The organism is Bradyrhizobium sp. HKCCYLRH2015, assembly GCF_051168215.1.
Lineage (GTDB): Bacteria > Pseudomonadota > Alphaproteobacteria > Rhizobiales > Xanthobacteraceae > Bradyrhizobium.
The window spans coordinates 38,951-60,885 of record NZ_JBNPUO010000009.1; the positions used below are offsets into that span (position 1 = coordinate 38,951).

The following is a 21,935-nucleotide window of genomic DNA, read 5'->3' on the forward strand; positions in this document are numbered from 1 at the left end:
CTCTCCTCTCAGTCGTTGCTTGGCGCGAGCGCGCTCGCGGTCTGCTGTGCGCCGTCTTCGCCGCCGGTGCCCCCGCCATTGACCGCCGCGGACAGCTCGGCGTCGGCGAGGAAGAAGTCCCTGACCGCATCGATCGCGGCCCGGCGCGACGCCAGCCGCTGCCGCGCCTCGAGCAGCAGGGCGAAGATGTCGACCTGCATGCTGGAATAGCGCAGCTGCATCTCCTCGCTGATGATCCGGCGCAGCGGCAGCACCTCGCGGGCGTAGTGGCCGGCGATGTCGAAGGCCGCGCGGTAGCTGCGATAGGCGTCGCGCGCCTCGGAACGGACGGTGACGGCGCGCTCGGTGAGACGGTTGAAGGCGATGTTGTAGCTCTCCGCCGCCTGCCGCACCCGCACCTCGCCGCCGTCGAAGATCGGGATCTGGAACTGCACGTCGTAGCCGCGCTCGCGGATGACGCGGCCGTCCGGCTCGACGGTCTTGCGGTCGAGGCCGGCGAGGTCGAGCAGCGTGACGAAGCGCGTGGCGTCGGCGAGCTGCAGCGAGGCTGCGAGCGCCGTGAGCTCGAGGCGGGCGATCTGCAGATCGATGCGATGGCCGACGGCATCGGCCTCGACGAAGGGCTGACTCAGCGGGCGGCGCGGCAGCGCGGGCAGCCGGTCGGGCAGGCGGAAAGCGAGATCGTCGCCCCACAGGCCCATCAGCCGAATCAGCCGCTCGCGCGCGCTTCCCGCCGCGCGGCGCGCGGTGGCGAGCTCGGCGGTGGTCTCGGCATAGAACACCTGCTCGCGCGCCTGATCGAGCCGGTTGAGCGCGCCGGTCTCGCCGAGCTTCGAGGCGAGCTTCGCGGTTGCCTCCGCGGCCGATTGCGCCTCGACCAGCAGCGACACCAGTTCGTTGGCGGCGACGGCGCGCACATGCGCGCGGCGCACCTCCGCGGCGAGCCGCAGTGTCGCCAGCGCCGCCTTCAATTGGGCCTGCCGAAAGCGCTCGCGCGCGATCTCCGAGCGCAGCGGCAGGGTGGCGAGCGCCAGGATGTCGCCGGCGACCTGGCGCTCGGCCTCCAGCGCGCCGTCGCCGCTGATGCGCATCAGGGAGAAGGTCGGGTTCGGCGGCAGGCTGGCCTCGACCATGTCAGCCTCGCTGAGCGCGAGCGCGTTGTAGGCGGCCTGCAGGCCCTTGTTGTTGAACAGAGCGACCTGCACGGCGGCATCGGCCGACAAGGGCCGGGCGAGCAGGCGGCGCGTCGCAGCGCGGACGCGCTCGGCGTCGTCATCGCCTCTCACGGAGGCGACCTCCTTGCCGGTGGTATGGCCGGTGATGTCCGCGACCGCGCCCATGCCGCCGTCCGGCGAGAACGAGGCACAGCCTGCGAGCGCAAGTGCTGCAGCGAGCGCCGCGAGCCTGATGATACCCTGCATGTGGCGCTCCCTAGCGGCTCGGCTCGGGGCGCGATGCGCCGGGGTCGGTGCGCTGGCCCCAGGCGGCCGGCGCGGCCGGGCGCAGCGGCGTGTAGGGTCCGACGACGCCCGACACGCGCACCGGCGCGACGCTCGCCGCCGGATCGGCCGGATCAGCCCCGGCCAATGCGATCGTGCGCGGCTGGCAGGCGGCGAGGCTCGTCGCGACAAGCAGTGTCAATGCGCTGGCGACGATGGAGAATGGCAGGATGCGCCGCGCCGGACATGCGGCAGCGGGCGTCGCCATGGATTGCGACAACATGAGGTATCCTTGGTCTGTCGATGAATCGCGAGCGGCCGCGCCACCTGGGCGCGAAGCCGGCGTTTTTCGCTCAGGCCAGGACGATGGGGGGGCGATACAGGCGCTGCGGCGTGCGACCGGGCAGGCCTTCGTCGCGCGGCGTCACGCTGGTGGCGGCGAGCGAGGCGGGGAGGGCGACCGCCGGCAGCGCGGCAGCCAGACCCACCGCGCACATCATGGCGCAGCAGGGGCCCGGCATCTTGCCATGATCGTGGTGCGACGGCGCGGGAGCTGGAGCATGCATCGCGGCGTCCGCGACAGGGTGATCGTGATGATGGGCGTGCGCCGCCATGGTCTGCGGCATCGCCGTCATGACCATCTCGTGGCGAGTCGCGTCATGAGGGGAGACCACAGCGGCAACGGGGGGCTCGTCGAGACAGGGCGCCCCACTGCCGAGCGCGAGCGCCACACCTGGGCTGACCACGCAGATGATGTAGGCCAGGACGAGCAACCGTCCTGCCACCAGCAGCATCTTCCGGGTCAGTCCCAACGACATCCGCGCAAATCTCTCCAATCCCGCGCAACGTAATGACAAAGTGTCGCGCCGCCAAGAGGGCCGAACCCTGACCGCGCAGGTCCCTCCTGTTGCGCTGCTTCTGCATGCCCAATGCCGCAGCAATGTGGCTTGACCTGATGCGGTGCGGCAACGAAGTTGCAGGCATCGTGCACGGACCCCAGACAAGATTCGAGGAAGCGCCTCACTTCATTCCGGACTCGCGCCAGGCTTGGGCGCGGCTGGCGCTTGCGCTCGTCATCGGCTCCATCGGCGGCGCCGGGATGTGGACGGTGGTGGTCGTGCTGCCGGTCGTGCAGGCCGAGTTCGCCGCCAGCCGCGGCGCCGTCTCGCTGGCCTATACGCTGACGATGTTCGGCTTCGGCCTCGGCGGCGTCATCGTCGGCCGCATCACCGACCGCTTCGGCATCGTCACCGCGATGGCGCTCAGCATCGCGACGACCGCCGCGGCCTATCTGCTCGCCGGTGCGTCGGTGACGCTGTGGCAGTTTCAGGCGGTGTATTTCCTGATCGGGCTCGGCTCGTCCGTCACCTTCGCGCCGCTGATGGCGGAGGCGTCGCACTGGTTCGTGCGCTATCGCGGCCTCGCCGTCACCATCGTCGCCTCCGGCAACTACGTCGCCGGCACGGTGTGGCCGCCGCTGGTGAATTGGGGCGTGCAGCAGATCGGCTGGCGCGCCAGCCATGTCGCGCTCGGCGTCTTCTGCGCGGTGACGATGAGCGCGCTGCTGCTGGTGCTGCGCGCCCGCATGGACGGTGCCGGCGCGCAGAACCATGCCGGCGCGGCGCCGCCGCTACTGGAGCTGCCGATCTCCACCAATGCGCTGACTGTGCTGCTCAGCATCGCCGCGATCGCCTGCTGCGTGGCGATGGCGATGCCGCAGGTGCACATCGTCGCCTATTGCGGCGATCTCGGCTACGGCGTCGCCGTCGGCGCGCAGATGCTGTCCTTGATGATGGCGCTCGGCATCGTCAGCCGGATCGGCTCCGGCTTTCTCGCCGATCGCATCGGCGGCATGCGCACGCTCCTGATCGGCTCGCTGGCGCAGGGTTTTGCGCTTCTGTTCTATCTGTTCTTCGACGGCCTGACGTCGCTCTATCTGATCTCGGGCATGTTCGGCCTGTTCCAGGGCGGCATCGTGCCGAGCTATGCGATCATCGTGCGCGAGGCGATGCCGGCGCGCGAGGCCGCCACGCGGGTCGGCATCATCATCTTCGCCTCGGTGTTCGGCATGTCGTTCGGCGGCTGGGTCTCGGGCGTCATCTTCGACGCCACGGGGTCCTATTCAGCGGCCTTCGCCAACGGCATCGCGTGGAATGGCCTGAACCTGGCGATCGTCGTGACGCTGCTGATCCTGGCGCGGCGGCAACACCGGTTGGCGGCCTGAACGCAACGCGTTGCACGGGAGCCACAGCCGGAGTCCGATATCCGGTTTATATGCACGTCGTCATACAAAATCCCGGCGGCTGCCGCAAATCCATCGAATCACCTCCCGCAACTATCGACCTCGATCGGAGCCGATCGTGGCCATTTGGCCTCGGGCGCGCTCCGCATCGCGAGGTTGGTTGTCGCGAGGTCTCAGCCGAGGCCGCGGTCGCCCGTCGCATGCCTGACGCAGGCAGGCCTCGAGGTGAATGCTCCGGACCGGTCGAGAACGCTGCGGCGGCATCGCGATGGTGCAGGAGGCCGTTGCGCTATGTCCATCGTCTCGAAGGCAGCTTCGCAAGTCGCGCTCGCCGCGCTCGCAGCCGGACTCATGATGAGCCAGGTGTCCGCGCAGGCGTGGCCGCAGCTCCAACAACAACCGCCGCAGCCGCCGCGCCCGGCAGCGACCCGCTCCATCATCGTGCCGGTGGCGCCGGCCGCCCGGCCGAACGGCGCGCCCGTGATTCCGGCGCCGCCACGTCCCGCGGGCCTGCCGGCGTCGCTGTCGCCCGCGCCCGGCAGCGGGCCGGACGTGTGGCGGCTGCCCAACCCGACCGACGTCAACGACGGCACCGTCACCATCATCACGGCGCCGGCCGGCGGCGCCACCTCCGTGTTCGGCTCGGACATGGCGCGCGTCCTCGACGACCAGACCAACGTCCGCGTTCTGCCGGTGCTCGGCAAAGGACCGGTGCGCAACGTCTCCGATATTCTATTCCTGAAGAGCATCGACATGGGCGCGGTCGCCGCCGACGTGCCCGAATTCTACCGCCTGCAATACGGCATCCCCGACATCACCTCGCAGCTCCGCTACATCGCGCGGCTCTATCACAACGAGATCCATGTCATCGCGCGGTCCTCGATCCGCTCGATCTTCGATCTGAACGGCAAGCGCATCATCGCGCCGACCGATGTCGGCTTCTATTCCGCGCGCGTGATCTTCCACCGTCTCGGCCTCACGGCGTCGTTCGACTACGCGACCGACGACGCCAAATCGATCCAGAAGCTGATCGATGGCGACGCCGACGCCTACATCGTCTCCACCGGCAAGGTGTTCCAGCTCGCCCGCAACATCAGGAACGACAACCGCGCGCTGCACCTTGTGACGATCCCCTACGACCGCCGGCTGCAGGACCTCTATCTGCCGACGACATTGTCCTCCGAGGAATATCCGAACCTGCTCAACCCCGGCGAGACGATCGAGACGGTGGCGATCGGCATGCTGCTCGTCAGCTACAATTGGCCGGAGCATACCGAGCGCTACCGCAAGGTGGCGCGCTTCGTCGACGCGTTCTTCGCCAACTACGACGAGTTCATGAAGCCGCCGCGGCATCCGAAATGGCGGGAGTCGAGCATCGTCGCCGCCATCCCGAACTGGAAGCGGTTCAAGGCCGCGGAAGACTGGCTGCTGGCGCACAACATGGTGCCGCGGCCGCAGGTCGCCGACGTGCAGCAGACCCAGTTCGAAAGCTTCGTGCGCCAGAGCGGCGGACAGCTGTCGAACGATCCAACCGAGCGCAGTGCCCTGTTCCGCCAGTTCCTGCAATGGCGCCAGCAGCATGGCGGGCCGCCGACGCCGTCGCGCTGAGCTGTCAGCTCGCCGTTGTCTACTTCGCGAGCTCTTTCGAGCGCGCCGTGGCCGCGGCGACCGCCTTGGTCAGCAGCGGCTGGAATCCGTCGGCTGCCATCAGCACCGACAGCGCCGCGGCGGTGGTGCCGCCGGGCGAGGTGACGTTCTGGCGCAGCGTGGCGGACGGCAGGTCCGATTGGCGCAGCAGCTCGCCGGCGCCCGACACGGTGTGGCGCGCGAGCGTCGTCGCCAGGGGCTCGGGCAGGCCGGCGGCGACGCCGGCGCGGGCGAGCTCCTCGGCGAGCAGGAACACATAGGCGGGACCCGAGCCGGACACGGCGGTCACCGCGTCCATCAGCGCCTCCTCGTCGACCCATTCCACCGCGCCGGTGGCGCGCAGCAATGCGTCGGTGAGCGCACGCTGCGCGGCGCTGACATTGCCGGCGGGCACAGCCACCGTGATGCCGCGGCCGATCGCGGCCGGCGTGTTCGGCATCGCGCGCACAACGGCGCCGCCGACGGCCCGCTGCAGGCTCGCAATCGTCGTGCCGGCCATGATCGACAGCACCAGCGTCCCGTCGCCAACCCACGGCTTCAGCGCCGGAGCGGCGTCAGGAAACATCTGCGGCTTGACGGCGACGATGACGACCTCGGCCGGCGCGCTGCTGGCCGGATTGAGCCGCACGCCCTTGGCGACGAGCGCGGTGATCTCGGCCGAGGGCATCGGCTCGATGATGACGACGCGCTTCGGATCGAGCCCGCCGGCTAGCCAGCCGGCCAGCATCGCGCCGCCCATCTTGCCGGCGCCGGCCAGCACGATAGTGCCGGTGAGCTGATGAAGCAGGTTGTTGTCCGCTGATGTCACGACGAACTCCACTGTCGTCCCGGCGAACGCCGGGACCCATAACCACCGGCGGTTCTAGTGGGGCGAGGGCAGAGCGACAAGCGTCTCGGCTCACACATGCATCACGCGGTATGGGTCCCGGCGTTCGCCGGGACGACACCGAGTGTGTCGAGGCCACGGCGGCTTACGCCTCGCCTTCCGTATCGAACAGCGCGGCGGCCATGGCCTCCTGGGTCGACTTGCCGGCCCAGACCACGAACTGGAAGGCCGGGAAATAGCGCTCGCAGGCGTGGATGGCGCCGGCCAGCATGCTCTCGCATTGCAGTCCCGACGCGGTGATGCCGCCCGGCAGCACCAGGGCCTGACGGTGCATCACCATGCCGGTGTGGGTCCAGATGTCGAAATGGCCGAGCCAGAGCTGCTCGTTGATCGCTGCGATCAGCCGCTGCACCTCGGCGCGGCGGGCCTCGGGAATCTTCATGTCGAAGGCACAGGCCAGATGCAGCGCCTCGATCTCCGCCATCCACGTGAAGGAGAGCTGGTAGTCGGTCCACTGGCCCTTGGAGGCGATCGTGATCTCGTCCTCGCCGGAGCGCTCGAACATCCAGTTGTTGTCGGCCGCAATGGTCTCGACCACGCTCAGCGGATGATCGGCGGAATCGATAGTGCTTTCGAGCAGGGACATGCCGTCTCGACCTCGTCTTCTTGATCTCGTTGGTACATACGCGGCGACCCGGCCCACGCCCTCGCGGCGCTTCGAGACCCGGCTTGCAGTCCCGGAGGTAACCCGGGCGTGCGAGGACAAACTGATGTGATTTGCGGAATCTGCGCAACGGGGGGGCGAGTCCGTCCACAGCCAAACACCGCTTCGTCCACAACTCCTGTCCGGCCTGTGGAATCATCGCCGAATGAGAACAAAACGGAATCGGATTCGCCGCAGCCGCTCCGTCCGGGCCGATCCGGCCGTGGGAACGGCCGCGGGCGACTGCATGGCCGCCCGTCGCGGACTGCGGGCGTGAGGCCTTGCCGCAGCCGCCGGCCGCCTGCATAGTTCGTTCAGGCCGTCCATCCCGGGCGGCCGATGTTCTCAGGGCGGGGCGAAATTCCCCACCGGCGGTAAGCGTTCCCGGTCGAGCGCGAGCCCGCGAGCGCCTTCTCGGCAAGGCTCGGTCTGGAGAATTCTGTTCTCCGGAACGCGCCGCGCAGAGCAGAGAAGGGTCAGCAGATTCGGTGCGATTCCGAAGCCGACGGTCACAGTCCGGATGAAAGAGAACGGGTCCCGGCACCCCGCGCATGTCAGCGTGGGGGCGTCGTCGTTCCGTATGCCCTGATTCTGGTCTCTGACGAGGATAACCATGAATCAGATGTTGCAAGACGCGCCTACCGATACTCCCACCGACACCCTCACCGCAGCCACGTCGCCGCCGGCGGACATGCCGGCCGCGTCACCGCCCGACGAGTCGCCACCGGCGCCGTCGCATCCGCGCTTCAGCAAGCCGCAGCGCATCGCCTTCGTGCAATCGGCCTGGCATCGCGACGTCGTCGCCGAATGCCGGGTGGCGTTCCTCGACGAGATCGAAGCGCGGAATATCCCGCGCGACCGCGTCGACATCTTCGAGGTGCCGGGCTCGTTCGAGATCCCGCTGCATGCGCAGTTGCTGGCGAAGACGCGGCGCTACACCGCGATCGTCGCGGCCGGTCTCGTCGTCGACGGCGGCATCTACCGCCACGAGTTCGTCGCCGACACCGTCATCAAGGCGCTGATGGACGTTCAATTGCGCACCGAGGTGCCGGTGTTCTCCGCGGTGCTGACGCCGCAGCAATTCCACGAGACGCAGGCGCATTTCGAGTTCTTCCGGAAGCATTTTGCGACCAAGGGCATCGAGGTGGCGACCGCCTGTGCCGAGACCTTGCTGAGCCTGGAGCGGCTGCGCGGCCAGGTCGCGGCGGGGATTGTCTGAGGCTGACGACGTGTGGCCGGTTGACGCCGGCCACACCTGATTCGACGTTCGAACTCAGCTCTCACCGCGACGGCAGTCGGCTCCCCTCCCCGCAAGGGGGAGGGGGGCCCACCGCCGTTGCGGTAAGAGTCCCGCATCTCACTGTCGCGGAAGGGTCGCTAGGCGCTCAGCGCTCACGCAACCCCAGCGACATCACGCCCCCTCGCGCTCCCCGCCTTGTGTTGTCAATTTCCTCGCCGCACCTGTAAAACATCCGCGGGAGGAGGCTGGCCCGTGGCGACGGGCGGCCGGCAAGGATGATCGAAGGATACGATCCTTATCTCGTCGCGCTCTCGGTCGTGATCGCGAGCCTGGGTGGCTATACCGGTTTCAGTCTCACCGCGCGCATTCGCAGCGGGCCGGGAGAGAACGCGCGCGTGCTGCTGTCCGGCGCCGCCGGCATTCTGGCCGTGGGCATCTGGACCATGCATTTCGTGGGCATGATGGCGGCGCCGCTGCCGGCCGATGCCGTCTATCTGGTGCTGCCGACCATCATCTCGTTCCTGATCTGCGCGCTCGTGATCGGCATCTCGCTGTTCTTCGTCAGCATCGGCGATCCCTCGCCCCGGCGCGTCGTCCCTTCCGCGCTGCTGCTCGGCGCCGGCATCGCCAGCATGCATTATGTCGGCATGCACGGCCTGTCCGGCTCGTTCGGGCTGACGCATGATCCGGCGCTGGTGGCGCTGTCGGTGGCGATTGCGATCGGCGCCGCCTATGGCGGCCTGCGCATCTTCCTGGCGCGGCAGGACGGGCTGCGGCTCGCCATCAGTGCGGTTGCGTTCGGCATCGCCGTGTCCGGCATGCATTACACGGCGATGCTGGGAATGCATGTCGTGCCGATGGGCGAGGGACATCATCACGCCGCACCAGGACTTGCTGCGTCGCCGCAAGCGCTCGCGATCGTCGTCGCCGTGCTGTGCTTCGTCATCGCCGCCGGATTTTTGCTGTCGCTGGTGCCGGACCCGCGCCGTCAATCGCAGCCGATGCCGGCCGTTGCCGAGGCTGCGCCGCAATTGGCGCCGGAACCGGCCGCGACGGCGGCCGAGCCGGTGGTCGAGGTCGTCGCCATGAGCCGGGCAACGGCGGCGCCGCTGGGGGGCATCGGCCAGCCGCCACGCGCGACCGCGGCGCGATTGCCGCTGGAGGGCGCCAACGGCACCCATTTCATCGATGCCGGGGACGTGCGCAGCGTGCGCGCCGATGCGCACTACACCCGGATCCACGACGGCACCCGCGAGCGGATGTGCCCCTGGTCGATCTCCGAGGCTGAGGCGCAGCTCGATCCCGGCCGCTTCATCCGCGTGCACCGCAGCCACATCGTCGCGATCGAGCATGTGATCTACGTCGGCCGGGAAGGCGAGGGCGCGATCATCGAGCTCGATGGCCCCTCGAAGCCGCGCGTGCCGGTGAGCCGCGCCAAGGTCGCCGAGGTCAAGGCGCGGCTCGGGCTGCGGCGGCCGGCCTGAGCTCAGCGTTCATTTCGCTGCTGCAACAGAGCGCCGCCATTCTCCGCAACGCATCCAACACCGGGCGCGCGTCTTGCGCGGCCGCGCATGCCGTCACTCGCGCGATTGGGTCGCGCTCGCTGACGCAATTCGTGCGCGGCCAGCCGCATTTCGTGCGATTTCGCCGCTCTCCGTGCCGGCTTCGTTGCGCGGCCGGCTGTCACGATCGACGCTCCGCGCCAATCCGCGATGCGTCCGCGTTCGCACTTCGCTCTCGCAGCACGAACGCCCGCCGCAACAACGCGACGGCCTTGCCGGCAAGGCAGGCCAGCACAGGAGAGGACACGTCATGATTCCTGGCCCGTTCGACTATCACCGGCCGGCGAGCGTCGGCGATGCGATCAAGCTGCTCGCCGACCTCGGCGACGATGCGCGCCCCCTCGCGGGCGGCCACAGCCTGCTGCCAATGATGAAGCTGCGGCTGGCGACGCCAGCGCATCTGATCGATCTGCACGGCATCGCCGGCCTCAAGGGCATCCGCCGCGAGGGCGACCGCATCGTCATCGGCGCGATGACCACGCAGGCCGAGCTGCTGGCGTCGGCCGATATCGGCGCGGCGCTGCCGATCCTGCACGAGACCGCGCTGTTGATCGCCGATCCGCAGGTGCGCTACCGCGGCACGCTCGGCGGCAACGTCGCCAATGGTGATCCCGGCAACGACATGCCGGCGCTGATGCTGGCGCTGGACGCGACCTACCGGCTCGAAGGTCCGAACGGCGCCCGCGAGGTCGCCGCGCGCGAGTTTTACCAGGGCGCCTATTTCACCGCGCTCGAGCCCGGCGAGATCCTGACCGGGGTGAGCATTCCCGCTCCGCCCGCGGGTCACGGCTATGCCTACGAGAAGCTGAAGCGCAAGGTCGGCGATTATGCGACTGCGGCGGCCGGTGTCGTGCTGACGATGGCCGGCGGCAAGGTCGCGACGTGCGTGATTGCGCTCACCAATCTGCACGAGACGCCGCTGCTGGCGACCGACGCGGCGAATGCGGTGATCGGCACCACGCTGGATGACGCCGCTCTGAAGGCCGCCGCGACGGCGGCGCGCGCGATCATGCAGCCGGCGTCCGATGCGCGCGGCCCGGCCGAGTACCGCATCCATGTCGGCGGCATCATGGTGATGCGCGCGCTGCAGCGCGCGGCGAGCCGGGCGAAGTAGCCGCGTTTGCTGACGCCGCGGCCCCGCACGCGGTGCAACCTCGCCATGCGGCGAGCTCTCTCATCTCCCTCCCCCCTTGTGGGGGAGGGGCGGGGAGGGGGGTAGCCCCAGGCGAGACTGCCGCCGTGGACCCCCACCCGCAGCCGAAGCTTTGCTTCGGCGTTCTTCAAAAAAGCCGGCCGCGAATGCGGCCGGTTGCCCTCCCCGCAAGGGGGAGGGGAGCGCATCGAGATCGCGGTTGATAGCTCGGCCGAAAATTCAAAGACGTCTTCAGGGAGCACCGAATGCCCAAAACCCACGTCACGATGAAGGTGAACGGCAGCGAGGTCGAAGGCCTCGCGGAGCCGCGAACGCTTCTGGTTCACTTCCTGCGCGAGCAGGCGCAGCTCACCGGCACCCATATCGGCTGCGAGACCAGCCATTGCGGCGCCTGCACTGTTGATATCGACGGCATGAGCGTGAAGAGCTGCACCATGCTCGCGGTGCAGGCCAATGGCGCCGAGATCACCACGATCGAGGGCATGGCCAATGCCGACGGCACCTTGTCGCCGCTGCAGGAAGGCTTCCGCATGATGCACGGACTGCAATGCGGCTTCTGCACGCCCGGCATGATTTTGCGCGCGCATCGGCTGTTGAAGGAGAATCCGCAGCCGACGGAAGCCGAGATCCGCGCCGGCATCTCCGGCAACATCTGCCGCTGCACCGGCTATCAGAACATCGTCAAGGCGATCCAATACGCCGCCGCCAAGATCAACGGCGTGGAATTCCAGGAGGCCGCGGAATGAACGACATGACTCCCACGCGGGAACAACGCGAAGCCGCCCTCGAAGGCATGGGCTGCCGGCGCAAGCGCGTCGAGGACATTCGCTTCACGCAAGGCAAGGGCAACTACGTCGATGACGTCAAGCTGCCTGGCATGCTGCACGGCGACTTCGTGCGCTCGCCGCATGCGCATGCGCGGGTGAAGGCGATCCACACCGAGGAGGCGCTGAAGGTGCCGGGCGTGCTGGCGGTCATCACCGCCGAGACGCTGAAGACGGTCAACCTCGCCTGGATGCCGACCCTGGCCGGCGACGTGCAGATGGTGCTCGCCGACGGCAAGGTGCTGTTCCAGAACCAGGAGGTCGCGTTCGTCGTCGCGACCGACCGCTACGCCGCCGATGACGGCGTCTCCAAGGTGGTCGTCGAGTACGAGCCGCTGCCGGTGCTGGTCGATCCGTTCAAGGCCATGGACCCGGACGCTCCCGTTTTGCGCGAGGACCTCGCCGGCAAGACCTCTGGCGCACACGGCCCGCGCAAGCATCACAATCACATCTTCGAATGGAGCGTCGGTGACAAGGAGCTGACCGACGCGGCGTTCAAGAAGGCGGATGTGACGATCAAGGAGATGATCTCCTATCACCGCACCCATCCGTCGCCGCTCGAGACCTGCCAGTGCGTCTGCTCGTTCGACAAGATCAAGGGCGAGCTGACGATCTGGGGCACGTTCCAGGCGCCGCATGTCATCCGAACCGTGGTGTCGCTGATCGCGAAACTCTCCGAGCAGAAGATCCACGTCATCGCGCCCGACATCGGCGGCGGCTTCGGCAACAAGGTCGGCGCCTATCCCGGCTACATCTGCGCCGCCGTCGCCTCCATCGTGACGGGCAAGCCGGTGAAATGGGTCGAGGACCGCATCGAGAATCTGACCGCCACCGCGTTCGCGCGCGACTATCACATGACCACGGAGATCGCGGCGACCAAGGACGGCAAGGTCACCGGCCTGCGCGTCCATGTGCTCGCCGACCACGGCGGCTTCGACGCCTGCGCCGACCCGTCGAAATGGCCGGCCGGCTTCTTCAACATCGTCACCGGCTCCTACGACTTCCCGGTCGCGCATCTCGCGGTCGATGGCGTCTACACCAACAAGGCACCGGGCGGCGTCGCCTATCGCTGCTCGTTCCGCGTCACCGAGGCGGCCTATTGCATCGAGCGCGGCATGGACATTCTCGCGCAGAAGCTCGGCATGGACCCGGCCGAGCTGCGGCTGAAGAATTTCGTCAAGCCGGAGCAGTTTCCCTATCACTCGGCGCTCGGCTGGGAATACGATTCCGGCGACTATCACACCGCCATGCGTAAGATGATGGAGAGCGTGGACTACGCGGGGCTGCGCAAGGAGCAGGCCGAGAAGCGCGCCGCGTTTAAGCGCGGCGAGACCCGCGAGATCATGGGCATCGGCGTCTCCTTCTTCACCGAGATCGTCGGCGCCGGTCCGTCGAAAAATTGCGACATCCTGGGCATCGCGATGTTCGACTCCTGCGAGATCCGCCTGCACCCGACCGGAGCCGGCATCGCGCGGATGGGCACCAAGAGCCAGGGCCAAGGCCACGAGACCACCTGGGCACAGATCATCGCCAGCGAGATCGGCATACCCGCCGATAACATCATGGTCGAGGAGGGCAACACCGACACCGCGCCTTACGGTCTCGGCACCTACGGCTCGCGCTCGACGCCGGTGGCAGGTGCGGCCATCGCGATGGCCGCGCGCAAGATCAAGGCGAAGGCGCAGATGATCGCGGCCTACAAGCTCGAGGTCCACGAGGACGATCTCGAATGGGACATCGACGGCTTCCGGGTCAAGGGCCTGCCCGAGAAGGTGATGTCGATGAAGGACATCTGCTGGGCGGCCTACAACTCCGTGCCGCCGGGCATGGAGCCGGGGCTGGAGGCGGTGAGCTACTATGATCCGCCCAACATGACCTATCCGTTCGGCGCCTATCTCTGCGTGATGGACATCGACGTGGATACCGGCGTGTACAAGGTCCGGCGCTTCTACGCGCTGGACGATTGCGGCACCCGCATCAACCCGATGATCATCGAGGGCCAGGTGCATGGCGGCCTCACCGAAGCCTTCGCCATCGCGATGGGGCAGGAGATCCGCTACGATGCCGAGGGCAATGTCGTGACCGGTTCGTTCATGGACTTCTTCATGCCGACCGCGGTCGAGACGCCGCATTGGGAGACCGACTTCACGGTCACGCCCTCGCCGCATCATCCGATCGGCGCCAAGGGCGTCGGCGAAAGCCCCAATGTCGGCGGCGTGCCGGCGTTCTCCAACGCGGTGAACGACGCGTTCTCGTTCCTCGGCGCGACGCACATCCAGATGCCCCACGACTTCTGGCGCAACTGGCAGGTCGCGAAGAATTTGGGCGCGGTTGCATAGACGAAGTCCAAGAGCACCTTCGTCATTGCGAGGCGCGAAGCGACGAAGCAATCCAGAGTCCCGTCCATCACCCTGGATTGCTTCCGCCTACGCCTTGCGGGCTTCGGCGGACACGTCGCTCCGCTCGCAATGACGCCGAGAGAGACGGCGCTGTAACCGCATCGCCGGTGCGCTCCCCTCCCCCCTTGCGGGGAGGGGTCGGGGGGTCTCCGGCGGCAGTCTCGCGCGGGGCACCCCCCTCCCTAACCCTCCCCCACAAGGGGGGAGGGAACACACCGACTTCGCGGCGAGATCGAGAAACAAACCGGTATGAAAACCCGCGACGACATCGCCCGATCTCTCGCCGCCTGCGGCTATATCGCCGACGGCGAGCTGGCGACCGCGATCGCGCTGATGCAGCTGTTGAAGCGGCCGCTGCTGCTGGAGGGGGAAGCCGGCGTTGGCAAGACCGAGGTCGCCAAGGCGCTCGCCTGCGTGCACGGCACCGAGCTGATCCGTCTGCAATGCTATGAAGGCCTCGACCAGAGCTCCGCGCTCTACGAGTGGAACTACCAGCGCCAGCTGCTGGCGATCGAGGCGCATCGCGGCCAGCCGGACACCATCGAGGATCAGATCTTCTCCGAGAAATATCTGCTCGAGCGGCCGCTGCTGGCGGCGATCCGCCGCGCCATGCCGCCGGTGCTGCTGATCGACGAGATCGATCGCGCCGACGACGAGTTCGAGGCGTTTCTGCTGGAGCTGCTGTCCGACTTCCAGGTCTCGATTCCCGAGCTCGGCACCATCAAGGCGATCAGCATTCCGCATGTGGTGCTGACCTCGAACGGAACCCGTGAGCTATCGGATGCGCTGCGCCGGCGCTGCCTCTACCACTACGTCGACTATCCCGATGTCGACCGCGAGGCGCGCATCATCCTGACCAGGATCGACGGTGCCTCCGCCTCGCTCGCCCTGCAGATCGCGCGCATGGTCGAATCCCTGCGCAAGGAGGAACTGCGCAAGGTGCCCGGCGTCGCCGAGACGCTGGACTGGGCGGCGGCACTGGTCGGGCTCGACGTACGCGATCTCAAGGACCAGCCGGAGATGGTGCATGACACCTTGATGTGCCTGCTCAAGACGCATGAGGACCGCGCGCGCATCACCCGCGAGGTCGCGGCGCGGCTGTTGGGGAAGGTCGCATGAGCTGCTGTGGCGCCACACCCGACCACGAGGACATGGATGCGGTGGCGCGGCTCGTCGCGGGCCGTCTCGGTGCGTTTCTCAAGACGCTGCGCGACAACGGCTTTGCGGTCGGCCTGGCGGAAGGGCAGGACGCGGCGGCAGTGATGAGTGCGGGCTATGCCGATAAGCCCGGCCTGCTGCGCTCGGCGTTCAAGCATCTGTTTTCGGCACGCAAGAGCGAGTGGGATCGCTTCGACGGCCTGTTCGACGCCTTCTGGCTCGGCAGGCGCGTGCGCTCGCGCTCACTGGTCTCCGGCTCGACGGCGAGAGCGAACAGCCCGTCCCTGAAGAGTCTGCAGGATACGAATGCCGCTCAGCCGGAGCCTCACGGCGCGACCGATCAGATTCCCTCTGACGAAACCCCGCGCGACGCGGGCGGCGAGGGCGTGCGCGAAGGCGCCTCGCGCGTCGCCGCCATCAGCGATACCGACTTCCGCAAGCTCGCCGATCCCGACCAGGTCGCGCTGGCGCATGAGGCCGCGGCGCGGCTCGCCAAGGCGATGCGGACGCGATTGACCCGGCGTGATCAGCAGCGGAAGTCGGGCGAGCGGCTCGACCTGCGCCGCACCATCCACCGCAATATCAGCCATGGCGGCGTGCCGATTGCGCTGGTGCACCGGCGACGCAAGCACAAGCCGTTGCGGCTGGTGGTGCTGCTGGACGCCTCCGGCTCGATGAGCCCCTACACCGCGGTGTTCCTGCGCTTCATCCATGGCGTGCTCGACGCCTTTCGCGAGGCCGAGGCCTTCCTGTTTCACACGAGGCTCGCCTACGTCTCCGACGCCATGAAGGAGAAGGACGCCGCGCGGGCGCTCGACCGTCTCTCGATGATGGCGCAGGGAGCCGGCGGCGGGACGCGGATCGGCGAGAGCCTGCAGACCTTCAATCGCTGGCACGCGCCGCGCGTCATCCATTCGCGGACCTGCGTGATGATCGTCTCCGACGGCTACGACACCGGTGATCCCGCCTTGCTCGGCCGTGAGATGGCACAGTTGAGCCGCCGCTGCCGCCGCATCGTCTGGCTCAATCCGATGCTCGGCTGGGACGGCTACGCGCCGGACGCACGCGGCATCAAGGCCGCGCTGCCGTTCGTCGATCTCTACGCGCCCGCGCATACGCTGAATTCGCTGGCCGCACTGGAGCCGTATCTGGCGAGGTTGTGAGGATGGCGAATAGCCTGATCGATCTGACCATAAGGCACTCTGCTACGGCATCGGCAGTGCGCTCCCTCCCCCCTTGTGGGGGAGGGCTGGGGAGGGGGGTACCACGGGCACCGGTGCCAGCCGCCCCCCTCCCTAGCCCTCCCCCACAAGGGGGGAGGGAACAGACTGCCCTCGCGGTTGCACCGCGCCTCTCACGACGACACAGGAGGCAATCATGACGGCAACTGTCGAACTGCTCGATCTCGCCGCGCAGCTCAAGGCCGCCGAGGAAAGCTTCGTGCTCGCCACCGTCGTCCGCACGGTGTCGGTGACCGCCGCGAAGGCCGGCGCCAAGGCGATCATCCGCCCCGACGGCAGCATCGTCGCGGGCTGGATCGGCGGCGGCTGCGCCCGCGGCGCGGTGCTGAAGGCGGCGCGTGAGGCGCTCGCCGACGGCATCCCTCGCATGGTCTCGGTGCAGCCTGAGAACCTGCTCGCCGAGCTCGGCGTCAAGCCGGGCGAAACCAAGGAAGGCGTGCGCTTCGCCGCCAACATGTGCCCGAGCAAGGGCACCATGGATATCTTCGTCGAGCCGGTGCTTCCGCATCCCGCGCTGGTCATTCTCGGCGCGAGCCCGGTCGCGGTCGCGCTCGCCGCGCAGGCCCGGCCGCTCGGCTATCACGTGACGCTGGCGGCGCCGGCGTCCGATCTCGTCACGACACCGCAGGCCGATGTGCTGATCGATGGCTTCGCGCTAGGCCAACCGGCCGGGAGCAGCCGCTTCGTGGTCGTGTCGACGCAAGGCAAGGGCGACGAGGCGGCGTTGCGCGCCGCGCTCGCCTGCGATGCGGCCTACCACGCCTTCGTCGGCAGCCGCCGCAAGATGGACAGCCTGCGCGACAAGCTGATCAAGGACGGCATCGACGCCGCGCTGCTCGACGAGGTCAAGGCGCCGGCCGGCCTCGATCTCGGCGCCATCACGCCGGAGGAGATCGCGATGTCGATTCTGGCCGAGATCACGCAGGTGCGCCGGCGCGGCCAGCGCGGCTGAAGTCCGTCATGGCGCGAGCGGCAGGTCGAACGAGACCCTGAGCCCATCCGGCGCGAAGTCGCGCGTGACCTCGCCCTTCAGCGCGGCGCCGAGAATGCGCTCGAACAACAGCGAACCGAAGCCGTTGCTTGCAGGTGGGGAGACCTGCGGCCCGCCGTTCTCCTCCCAGGACAGCTTGAGCCGTCCGTCGGCATGGGTCCAGCTCAGCGTCACCTGTCCTGCATCGTTCGACAGCGCGCCGTATTTCACCGCGTTGGTGACGAGCTCGTGCAGCCCCATCGACAGATACAGCGCGACGCCCGGCGGAAGCGGCACGGCCGGGCCGTCGACCGCGACACGGTCGCCTTGCAGCGGCGCCAGCTCGGCGCAGACCAGCTCATCGAGCGCGATCGCCTCCCGGCCGCGATCCAGCGCCAGCGCGTGGCTGCGCGTCAGCGCGGCAATGCGGCCGCGCAGCACCTCGCCGAACTCGGCCAGCGCCGAATCGGCGCGGATGCTGAGCGCGATCACGCTGTCGACCAGCGCCAGCGTGTTCTTGACACGGTGATTGAGCTCATGGACGAGCACGCGATGATGCTGCTCGACCGTGCGCCGCCGTGCATTCTCGGTGCGCAGCGCGATCTCGTCCATCACGATCTCGCTGAGCTCGGTGAGCTGGGCGATGTCGTCGTCGCTCCACGGCCGCGGCTCGTGATCGATGGCGCAGAGCGCACCGATCACCTCGCCGCTCGGCAGCCGGAGGGGGACGCCGAGATAGGCGATCACGCCGAGAACCGGCACCGCGAGATTGTCCTTCACCAGCGGATGCTCGTTGGCGTCGCGGATCACCAGCGGCTGCGCCGAGGTCACGACGTGCTGGCAGAAGGAGTGGCTGAGCGGCGTTTCGCGCAGCGACGCCCACGGCTCGCACAGGCCGACCGAGCTCTTGAAGAACTGCCGGTCGCGATCCACCAGCGCGATGATCGCCGCCGGGGCCTGCAGCAGCCGCGAGGTCAAACGGGTGACGCGATCGAAGCCCGGCTCCGGCGGCGAGTCGAGCAGCTCGGTCTGCAACAGGGCAGTCAATCGGTCTGGCGCGGAGGCGTCGCGATCGGACGTCATGAAGCTTTCGTCGGTCTGGCGTTCAGCCGGTGATGGGTTGCACGACGGGCCGGGCGGAGCGCAGATCCGGAGCCGGTCGATCGTGCGGCGCAGTGGTATTCGGCTGGAACGAAGCCGGCACGGAGACGAGATGAAACCGTCAACGCGGTCACCGCCGCGCCGCAGGCGCGGGGCGAATCCCGGTTCCACGCAGGTAACCAAGTGGCAGACTATGGCCCGACCAAGGCAAGTTTGGCATTCCGTCGCGGTTCTCTTTGGTATGCATTATACCCGTCAGCCGCCCTTGACCGCACCCGCCGTCAGGCCGGCCACGATCTGCCGCTGCGCGAACACGGTCAGCAGCAGCACCGGCAGGGTCACGATCAGCGCGGCCGCCGCGAGCGGCCCCCAGGAGAGCTGATCGAACGAGATCATGTTGTAGACCGCGACCGGCAGGGTGCGGGTCTCGCGCCCGGCCAGCACGATGCCGAACACGAAATTATTCCAGGAGAAGATCACCGCGAGGATGAAGGCGACGGCGAGGCCGGGCTTCGCCACCGGCAATGCCACGTGGCGGAAAACCTGCCAGCGCGTCGCGCCATCGATCCGCGCGGCTTCCTCGAGCTCGATCGGCGTGGTCTCGAAATAGCCGATCATGATCCAGATCACGATCGGCACGGTGACGACGAGATGGATGATGATCTGCGGCCACAGCGTGCCGAGCAGGCCGAGCCACTGGAACAAGAGGAACAGCGGGATCAGATAGGACAGGCCCGGCGTGATGCGCGCGATCAGGATCACGATCGCCGACTTGTGCGCGGCCATGCGGGCGATGCCGTAGCCGGCGGGCACGCCGACCAGCATCGCCAGCGCCGTCGCCCCGCCGGTCACCAGCAGGCTGTTCCTGAAGTAGGTGAAGAAACGGTTGGACGACAGCACGTCGGCATAGTTCTTCCAGGCGAAGTGTTCCGGCCAGAACACCGGCGGATAGGCGGCGTTGTCGACCTCGAACTTGACCGACAGCGAGATCATCCAGAGGAAGAACAGGATCGCCGGCGAGACGATCAGGAAGACGCCGAGCGCAAGGGCGAGCCGGCCGAGGATGGTCTGCGCGCTCATGTGTCGCTCCCCAGCGCATTCCACTGTGCGCGCCGGCGCAGCATCAGCAACAGTGCGGTCAGCGCCACGATCAGCGCGAAGAACACCACCGCGATCGCCGAGGCATAGCCGAGGTCGTAATAGACGAAGGCGACGCTGTAGAGGTAGAGGTTGATGGTCTCCGACGCCGAGCCCGGACCGCCTTGCGTGATTGCGAAGATGATGTCGAAGCTCTTGATCGCGTCGATGGCGCGGATCATCGCGGCGATGAACAGGAACGGCATGATCAGCGGCAGGGTGATGTAGCGGAACATCTGCCAGGTGCTGGCGCCGTCGATCTGCGCGCTCTCGTAAGGTTCGGTCGGCAGCGAGGCGATGCCGCCGAGCACGATCAGCATCACCAGCGGCGTCCATTGCCAGGTCTCGACCAGCACCAGCGACGGAATCACGGTGGCCGGATGGAACACCCAGAGCTGCGGCGGCAGGCCGACGAGCGACAAGAGATAGTTCAGGATGCCGAGCTGCGGGTGGAACATCATCGTCCACACCAGCGCGATCGCGACCGGTGTCGCCATCATCGGCATGATGAACAGCGCGCGCAACAGCCCGCGTCCGGGGAAACGCGCATGGAAGATCACCGCCGCGAAGGTGCCGAGCACCAGCGGCAGCAGCACGGAGAGAGCCGTGTAGGACAGCGTGTGCCCGACCGACTCGACGAAGCGCGGGTCGGCCGGCAGCCGGATATAGTTCGACAGCCCGACGAAGGTCGTGGGCGAACCGACCTTCCACTCCTGGAAGCTCATCCAGATCGTGAACAGCCAGGGAAAGATGATCACCGCGAGCACGGTGACCAGCGCCGGCACCACGAACGGCCAGTAGGACGGCGGTCGCAATGCACGTTCCGGCGCAGCAGTGTCCGCTGCCGCGCCGGCCTGTTCGACGATCGTGCTCACGCTTTCTCGCTGCGCTCCAGGATCGGGCGGAACTGCTCGTGCGCCTTCTTCAGCTCGGTCGCGGGATCGGCGCCCGACAGCGTGGCGGTCAGCGCCGCACCGACGAGATCGCGGAATTCGGCGACGGGAATGATCACAGGCAGGCCGAGCTTGCTGATCTTGCCGGAGTCGATCGCCGACTGCAGCCACTCCTTCGGCATCTTCACGCCGCCCTGCACCCCGGGGTCGTTGAGCACCGAGTTGCGGAACGGCACGCCGCCGCCGGCCTGCACCAGGCGGGCGCCCTGCGGCTTCGACACCAGCCACTGGCACAGCAGCCAGGCGGCTTCCTTGTTCTTGCTCGCAGCCGCAATGCCGATGCCGTCGCCATAGGTCGCCGAGTACTGTCCCTTCGGTCCGGCGGGCACCACGGTGTAGCCGACCTTGCCGACCACGCGCGAAGCATTGGGATCCTCCAGCGGCGGCGCCCAGCCGACGCCGTCGATCCACATCGCCGAGCGCCCTTGCGTGAACGAGGCCATCGACTCCATCCAGTTGAAGCCGGCGACGCCCGGAGGCGCGCAGGTCGTCAGCAGCTTCTGATAAAGCTTGGTGGCTTCGATGGCTTCCGGGCCGTCGGTCAGGATGTTGCCCTTGGCGTCCAGGAACTCGCCGCCATAGTTGAGGAAGAAGTTGGTCCACAACGTCATGTTGGCGTTGCGCAGGCCGCGGCCGACGAAGCCGAAGATGCCGTCCTTGGCATCCGTCAGCTTCTGCGCCGCCGTGACCATCTCGTCGAGCGTCTTCGGCACCTCGATGCCCTTCTTCGCGAACAGCTCCTTGTTGTAGTAGAGGATGAAGTAGTCCACCGACCACGGCAGCGAGAACATGCGGCCCTTGTCGTTGCTGGCGTAACTCAGGCCGGCGGCGGAGAAATCGCTCTGCACGAGGTCCGGCGCGGTGAGGTTCGGATCCTTCATCATGTCGGTGATGTCGGCGAGCCAGCCGGCCTTCTCGAACTGCCGCTTCTGCACGTGATAGCTGAGATGGACGACGTCGAAGCTCGGCTTGCCCGACGACAGTTCGATCACGACCTTCTGCCGCTGCTGCTGCTCCGGGATCTGCTCGGATTCCACCTCGATGCCGGTCAGTGCGGTGAATTCCTTGATGTTCTTCTGCAGATTGTCGCCGCGCGGCCCCTTGGCGAGGATCACCTCGAGCCTGGTGCCGGCATATTTCTTCCACTGTGGCTCCGACCAGGCGGGCTGGCCGGTAAGCGCAAGCGCGCCTGCTGCTGCCGTACCCGCAAGCATGTTGCGGCGCGTGATCGCGGTCATCATATCCTCCCAGAAGACTTTTTGTTTGGTCGTGAAGTGTAGCGCGATCCAGCGACGCTGCAACAGCATGGTGCCCGTTCGGCTGGGGATGCGACGACAGCG

At 67.7% G+C, this 21,935-nt stretch carries 19 protein-coding genes and 1 riboswitch; of the genes, 10 read left to right on the top strand and 9 right to left on the bottom strand.

Going from position 1 to position 21,935, the window contains the following annotated elements:
* Positions 1–8: 8 nt before the first annotated feature.
* From ACQR1H_RS23175 to ACQR1H_RS23185, 3 genes are all read right to left on the bottom strand, one after another.
* Positions 9–1,421 (bottom strand): TolC family protein, encoded by a 1,413-nt coding sequence (locus ACQR1H_RS23175; RefSeq protein ID WP_434908243.1) that lies wholly within the window; start codon positions 1,419–1,421, stop codon positions 9–11.
* Positions 1,422–1,431: 10 nt separating this feature from the next.
* Positions 1,432–1,722, bottom strand: a complete 291-nt coding sequence (locus ACQR1H_RS23180) for a hypothetical protein (RefSeq protein WP_316177528.1) — start codon at positions 1,720–1,722, stop codon at positions 1,432–1,434.
* Positions 1,723–1,792: 70 nt separating this feature from the next.
* Positions 1,793–2,257 (bottom strand): hypothetical protein, encoded by a 465-nt coding sequence (locus ACQR1H_RS23185; RefSeq protein WP_434908244.1) that lies wholly within the window; start codon positions 2,255–2,257, stop codon positions 1,793–1,795.
* Positions 2,258–2,424: 167 nt separating this feature from the next.
* On the opposite strand from ACQR1H_RS23185, the gene ACQR1H_RS23190 reads away from it, so the two are divergent.
* Complete coding sequence (locus tag ACQR1H_RS23190; protein ID WP_434908245.1) at positions 2,425–3,663, top strand: MFS transporter; 1,239 nt, start codon at positions 2,425–2,427, stop codon at positions 3,661–3,663.
* 309 nt (positions 3,664–3,972) lie between these two features.
* Positions 3,973–5,289: a TAXI family TRAP transporter solute-binding subunit gene (locus tag ACQR1H_RS23195; protein WP_315803255.1), complete on the top strand. Its 1,317-nt coding sequence runs from the start codon at positions 3,973–3,975 to the stop codon at positions 5,287–5,289.
* A 19-nt stretch (positions 5,290–5,308) separates the two neighbouring features.
* Here the strand turns inward: ACQR1H_RS23195 and proC are convergent, their stop codons facing one another.
* A complete protein-coding gene (proC, locus tag ACQR1H_RS23200; protein WP_315803256.1) occupies positions 5,309–6,136 on the bottom strand; it encodes a pyrroline-5-carboxylate reductase in 828 nt (275 codons plus the stop codon).
* Positions 6,137–6,299: 163 nt separating this feature from the next.
* The gene (locus tag ACQR1H_RS23205) at positions 6,300–6,800 is read right to left on the bottom strand and encodes a YbjN domain-containing protein (RefSeq protein WP_315714059.1); all 501 of its coding nucleotides are present in this window, start codon (positions 6,798–6,800) and stop codon (positions 6,300–6,302) included.
* A gap of 394 nt (positions 6,801–7,194) precedes the next feature.
* Positions 7,195–7,393: riboswitch (FMN riboswitch) on the top strand.
* 77 nt (positions 7,394–7,470) lie between these two features.
* Here ACQR1H_RS23205 and ACQR1H_RS23210 point away from each other — a divergent pair.
* The 8 genes from ACQR1H_RS23210 to ACQR1H_RS23245 all read left to right on the top strand — a co-directional run bounded on the left by ACQR1H_RS23210 (position 7,471) and on the right by ACQR1H_RS23245 (position 17,386).
* Complete coding sequence (locus ACQR1H_RS23210; RefSeq protein WP_434908246.1) at positions 7,471–8,076, top strand: 6,7-dimethyl-8-ribityllumazine synthase; 606 nt, start codon at positions 7,471–7,473, stop codon at positions 8,074–8,076.
* Between the two features lie 296 nt (positions 8,077–8,372).
* A complete protein-coding gene (locus ACQR1H_RS23215) occupies positions 8,373–9,581 on the top strand; it encodes an MHYT domain-containing protein (protein ID WP_434908247.1) in 1,209 nt (402 codons plus the stop codon).
* A 328-nt stretch (positions 9,582–9,909) separates the two neighbouring features.
* Positions 9,910–10,773: an FAD binding domain-containing protein gene (locus ACQR1H_RS23220; RefSeq protein WP_434908248.1), complete on the top strand. Its 864-nt coding sequence runs from the start codon at positions 9,910–9,912 to the stop codon at positions 10,771–10,773.
* Between the two features lie 284 nt (positions 10,774–11,057).
* Positions 11,058–11,558 (top strand): (2Fe-2S)-binding protein, encoded by a 501-nt coding sequence (locus tag ACQR1H_RS23225; RefSeq protein WP_008961550.1) that lies wholly within the window; start codon positions 11,058–11,060, stop codon positions 11,556–11,558.
* Positions 11,555–13,975, top strand: a complete 2,421-nt coding sequence (locus ACQR1H_RS23230) for an aerobic carbon-monoxide dehydrogenase large subunit (protein ID WP_434908249.1) — start codon at positions 11,555–11,557, stop codon at positions 13,973–13,975. Before ACQR1H_RS23225 ends, ACQR1H_RS23230 begins: the two co-directional genes overlap by 4 nt.
* A gap of 309 nt (positions 13,976–14,284) precedes the next feature.
* Positions 14,285–15,154: an AAA family ATPase gene (locus ACQR1H_RS23235; protein ID WP_315803261.1), complete on the top strand. Its 870-nt coding sequence runs from the start codon at positions 14,285–14,287 to the stop codon at positions 15,152–15,154.
* A complete protein-coding gene (locus tag ACQR1H_RS23240; protein ID WP_434840236.1) occupies positions 15,151–16,356 on the top strand; it encodes a vWA domain-containing protein in 1,206 nt (401 codons plus the stop codon). Before ACQR1H_RS23235 ends, ACQR1H_RS23240 begins: the two co-directional genes overlap by 4 nt.
* Before the next feature lie 214 nt (positions 16,357–16,570).
* Positions 16,571–17,386 (top strand): XdhC family protein, encoded by an 816-nt coding sequence (locus ACQR1H_RS23245; RefSeq protein ID WP_315803263.1) that lies wholly within the window; start codon positions 16,571–16,573, stop codon positions 17,384–17,386.
* Positions 17,387–17,392: 6 nt separating this feature from the next.
* Here the strand turns inward: ACQR1H_RS23245 and ACQR1H_RS23250 are convergent, their stop codons facing one another.
* From ACQR1H_RS23250 to ACQR1H_RS23265, 4 genes are all read right to left on the bottom strand, one after another.
* The gene (locus ACQR1H_RS23250) at positions 17,393–18,487 is read right to left on the bottom strand and encodes an HWE histidine kinase domain-containing protein (RefSeq protein ID WP_434908250.1); all 1,095 of its coding nucleotides are present in this window, start codon (positions 18,485–18,487) and stop codon (positions 17,393–17,395) included.
* A 273-nt stretch (positions 18,488–18,760) separates the two neighbouring features.
* Positions 18,761–19,585, bottom strand: a complete 825-nt coding sequence (locus ACQR1H_RS23255; RefSeq protein WP_315803265.1) for a carbohydrate ABC transporter permease — start codon at positions 19,583–19,585, stop codon at positions 18,761–18,763.
* A complete protein-coding gene (locus ACQR1H_RS23260) occupies positions 19,582–20,517 on the bottom strand; it encodes a carbohydrate ABC transporter permease (protein WP_316177547.1) in 936 nt (311 codons plus the stop codon). Before ACQR1H_RS23260 ends, ACQR1H_RS23255 begins: the two co-directional genes overlap by 4 nt.
* A complete protein-coding gene (locus ACQR1H_RS23265) occupies positions 20,514–21,833 on the bottom strand; it encodes an ABC transporter substrate-binding protein (protein WP_316217516.1) in 1,320 nt (439 codons plus the stop codon). The genes ACQR1H_RS23260 and ACQR1H_RS23265 overlap by 4 nt, the downstream gene beginning before the upstream one ends.
* Positions 21,834–21,935 lie beyond the last annotated feature (102 nt).

Excerpts from the sequence above, each read along its gene's own strand:
- ACQR1H_RS23175 (WP_434908243.1), bottom strand. The coding sequence starts at position 1,421 with ATGCAGGGTATCATCAGGCTCGCGGCGCTCGCTGCAGCACTTGCGCTC.
- ACQR1H_RS23180 (WP_316177528.1), bottom strand. The coding sequence starts at position 1,722 with ATGTTGTCGCAATCCATGGCGACGCCCGCTGCCGCATGTCCGGCGCGG.
- ACQR1H_RS23185 (WP_434908244.1), bottom strand. The coding sequence starts at position 2,257 with ATGTCGTTGGGACTGACCCGGAAGATGCTGCTGGTGGCAGGACGGTTG.
- ACQR1H_RS23195 (WP_315803255.1), top strand. The coding sequence starts at position 3,973 with ATGTCCATCGTCTCGAAGGCAGCTTCGCAAGTCGCGCTCGCCGCGCTC.
- ACQR1H_RS23205 (WP_315714059.1), bottom strand. The coding sequence starts at position 6,800 with ATGTCCCTGCTCGAAAGCACTATCGATTCCGCCGATCATCCGCTGAGC.
- ACQR1H_RS23210 (WP_434908246.1), top strand. The coding sequence starts at position 7,471 with ATGAATCAGATGTTGCAAGACGCGCCTACCGATACTCCCACCGACACC.
- ACQR1H_RS23215 (WP_434908247.1), top strand. The coding sequence starts at position 8,373 with ATGATCGAAGGATACGATCCTTATCTCGTCGCGCTCTCGGTCGTGATC.
- ACQR1H_RS23220 (WP_434908248.1), top strand. The coding sequence starts at position 9,910 with ATGATTCCTGGCCCGTTCGACTATCACCGGCCGGCGAGCGTCGGCGAT.
- ACQR1H_RS23225 (WP_008961550.1), top strand. The coding sequence starts at position 11,058 with ATGCCCAAAACCCACGTCACGATGAAGGTGAACGGCAGCGAGGTCGAA.
- ACQR1H_RS23230 (WP_434908249.1), top strand. The coding sequence starts at position 11,555 with ATGAACGACATGACTCCCACGCGGGAACAACGCGAAGCCGCCCTCGAA.
- ACQR1H_RS23235 (WP_315803261.1), top strand. The coding sequence starts at position 14,285 with ATGAAAACCCGCGACGACATCGCCCGATCTCTCGCCGCCTGCGGCTAT.
- ACQR1H_RS23240 (WP_434840236.1), top strand. The coding sequence starts at position 15,151 with ATGAGCTGCTGTGGCGCCACACCCGACCACGAGGACATGGATGCGGTG.
- ACQR1H_RS23245 (WP_315803263.1), top strand. The coding sequence starts at position 16,571 with ATGACGGCAACTGTCGAACTGCTCGATCTCGCCGCGCAGCTCAAGGCC.
- ACQR1H_RS23250 (WP_434908250.1), bottom strand. The coding sequence starts at position 18,487 with ATGACGTCCGATCGCGACGCCTCCGCGCCAGACCGATTGACTGCCCTG.
- ACQR1H_RS23255 (WP_315803265.1), bottom strand. The coding sequence starts at position 19,585 with ATGAGCGCGCAGACCATCCTCGGCCGGCTCGCCCTTGCGCTCGGCGTC.
- ACQR1H_RS23265 (WP_316217516.1), bottom strand. The coding sequence starts at position 21,833 with ATGACCGCGATCACGCGCCGCAACATGCTTGCGGGTACGGCAGCAGCA.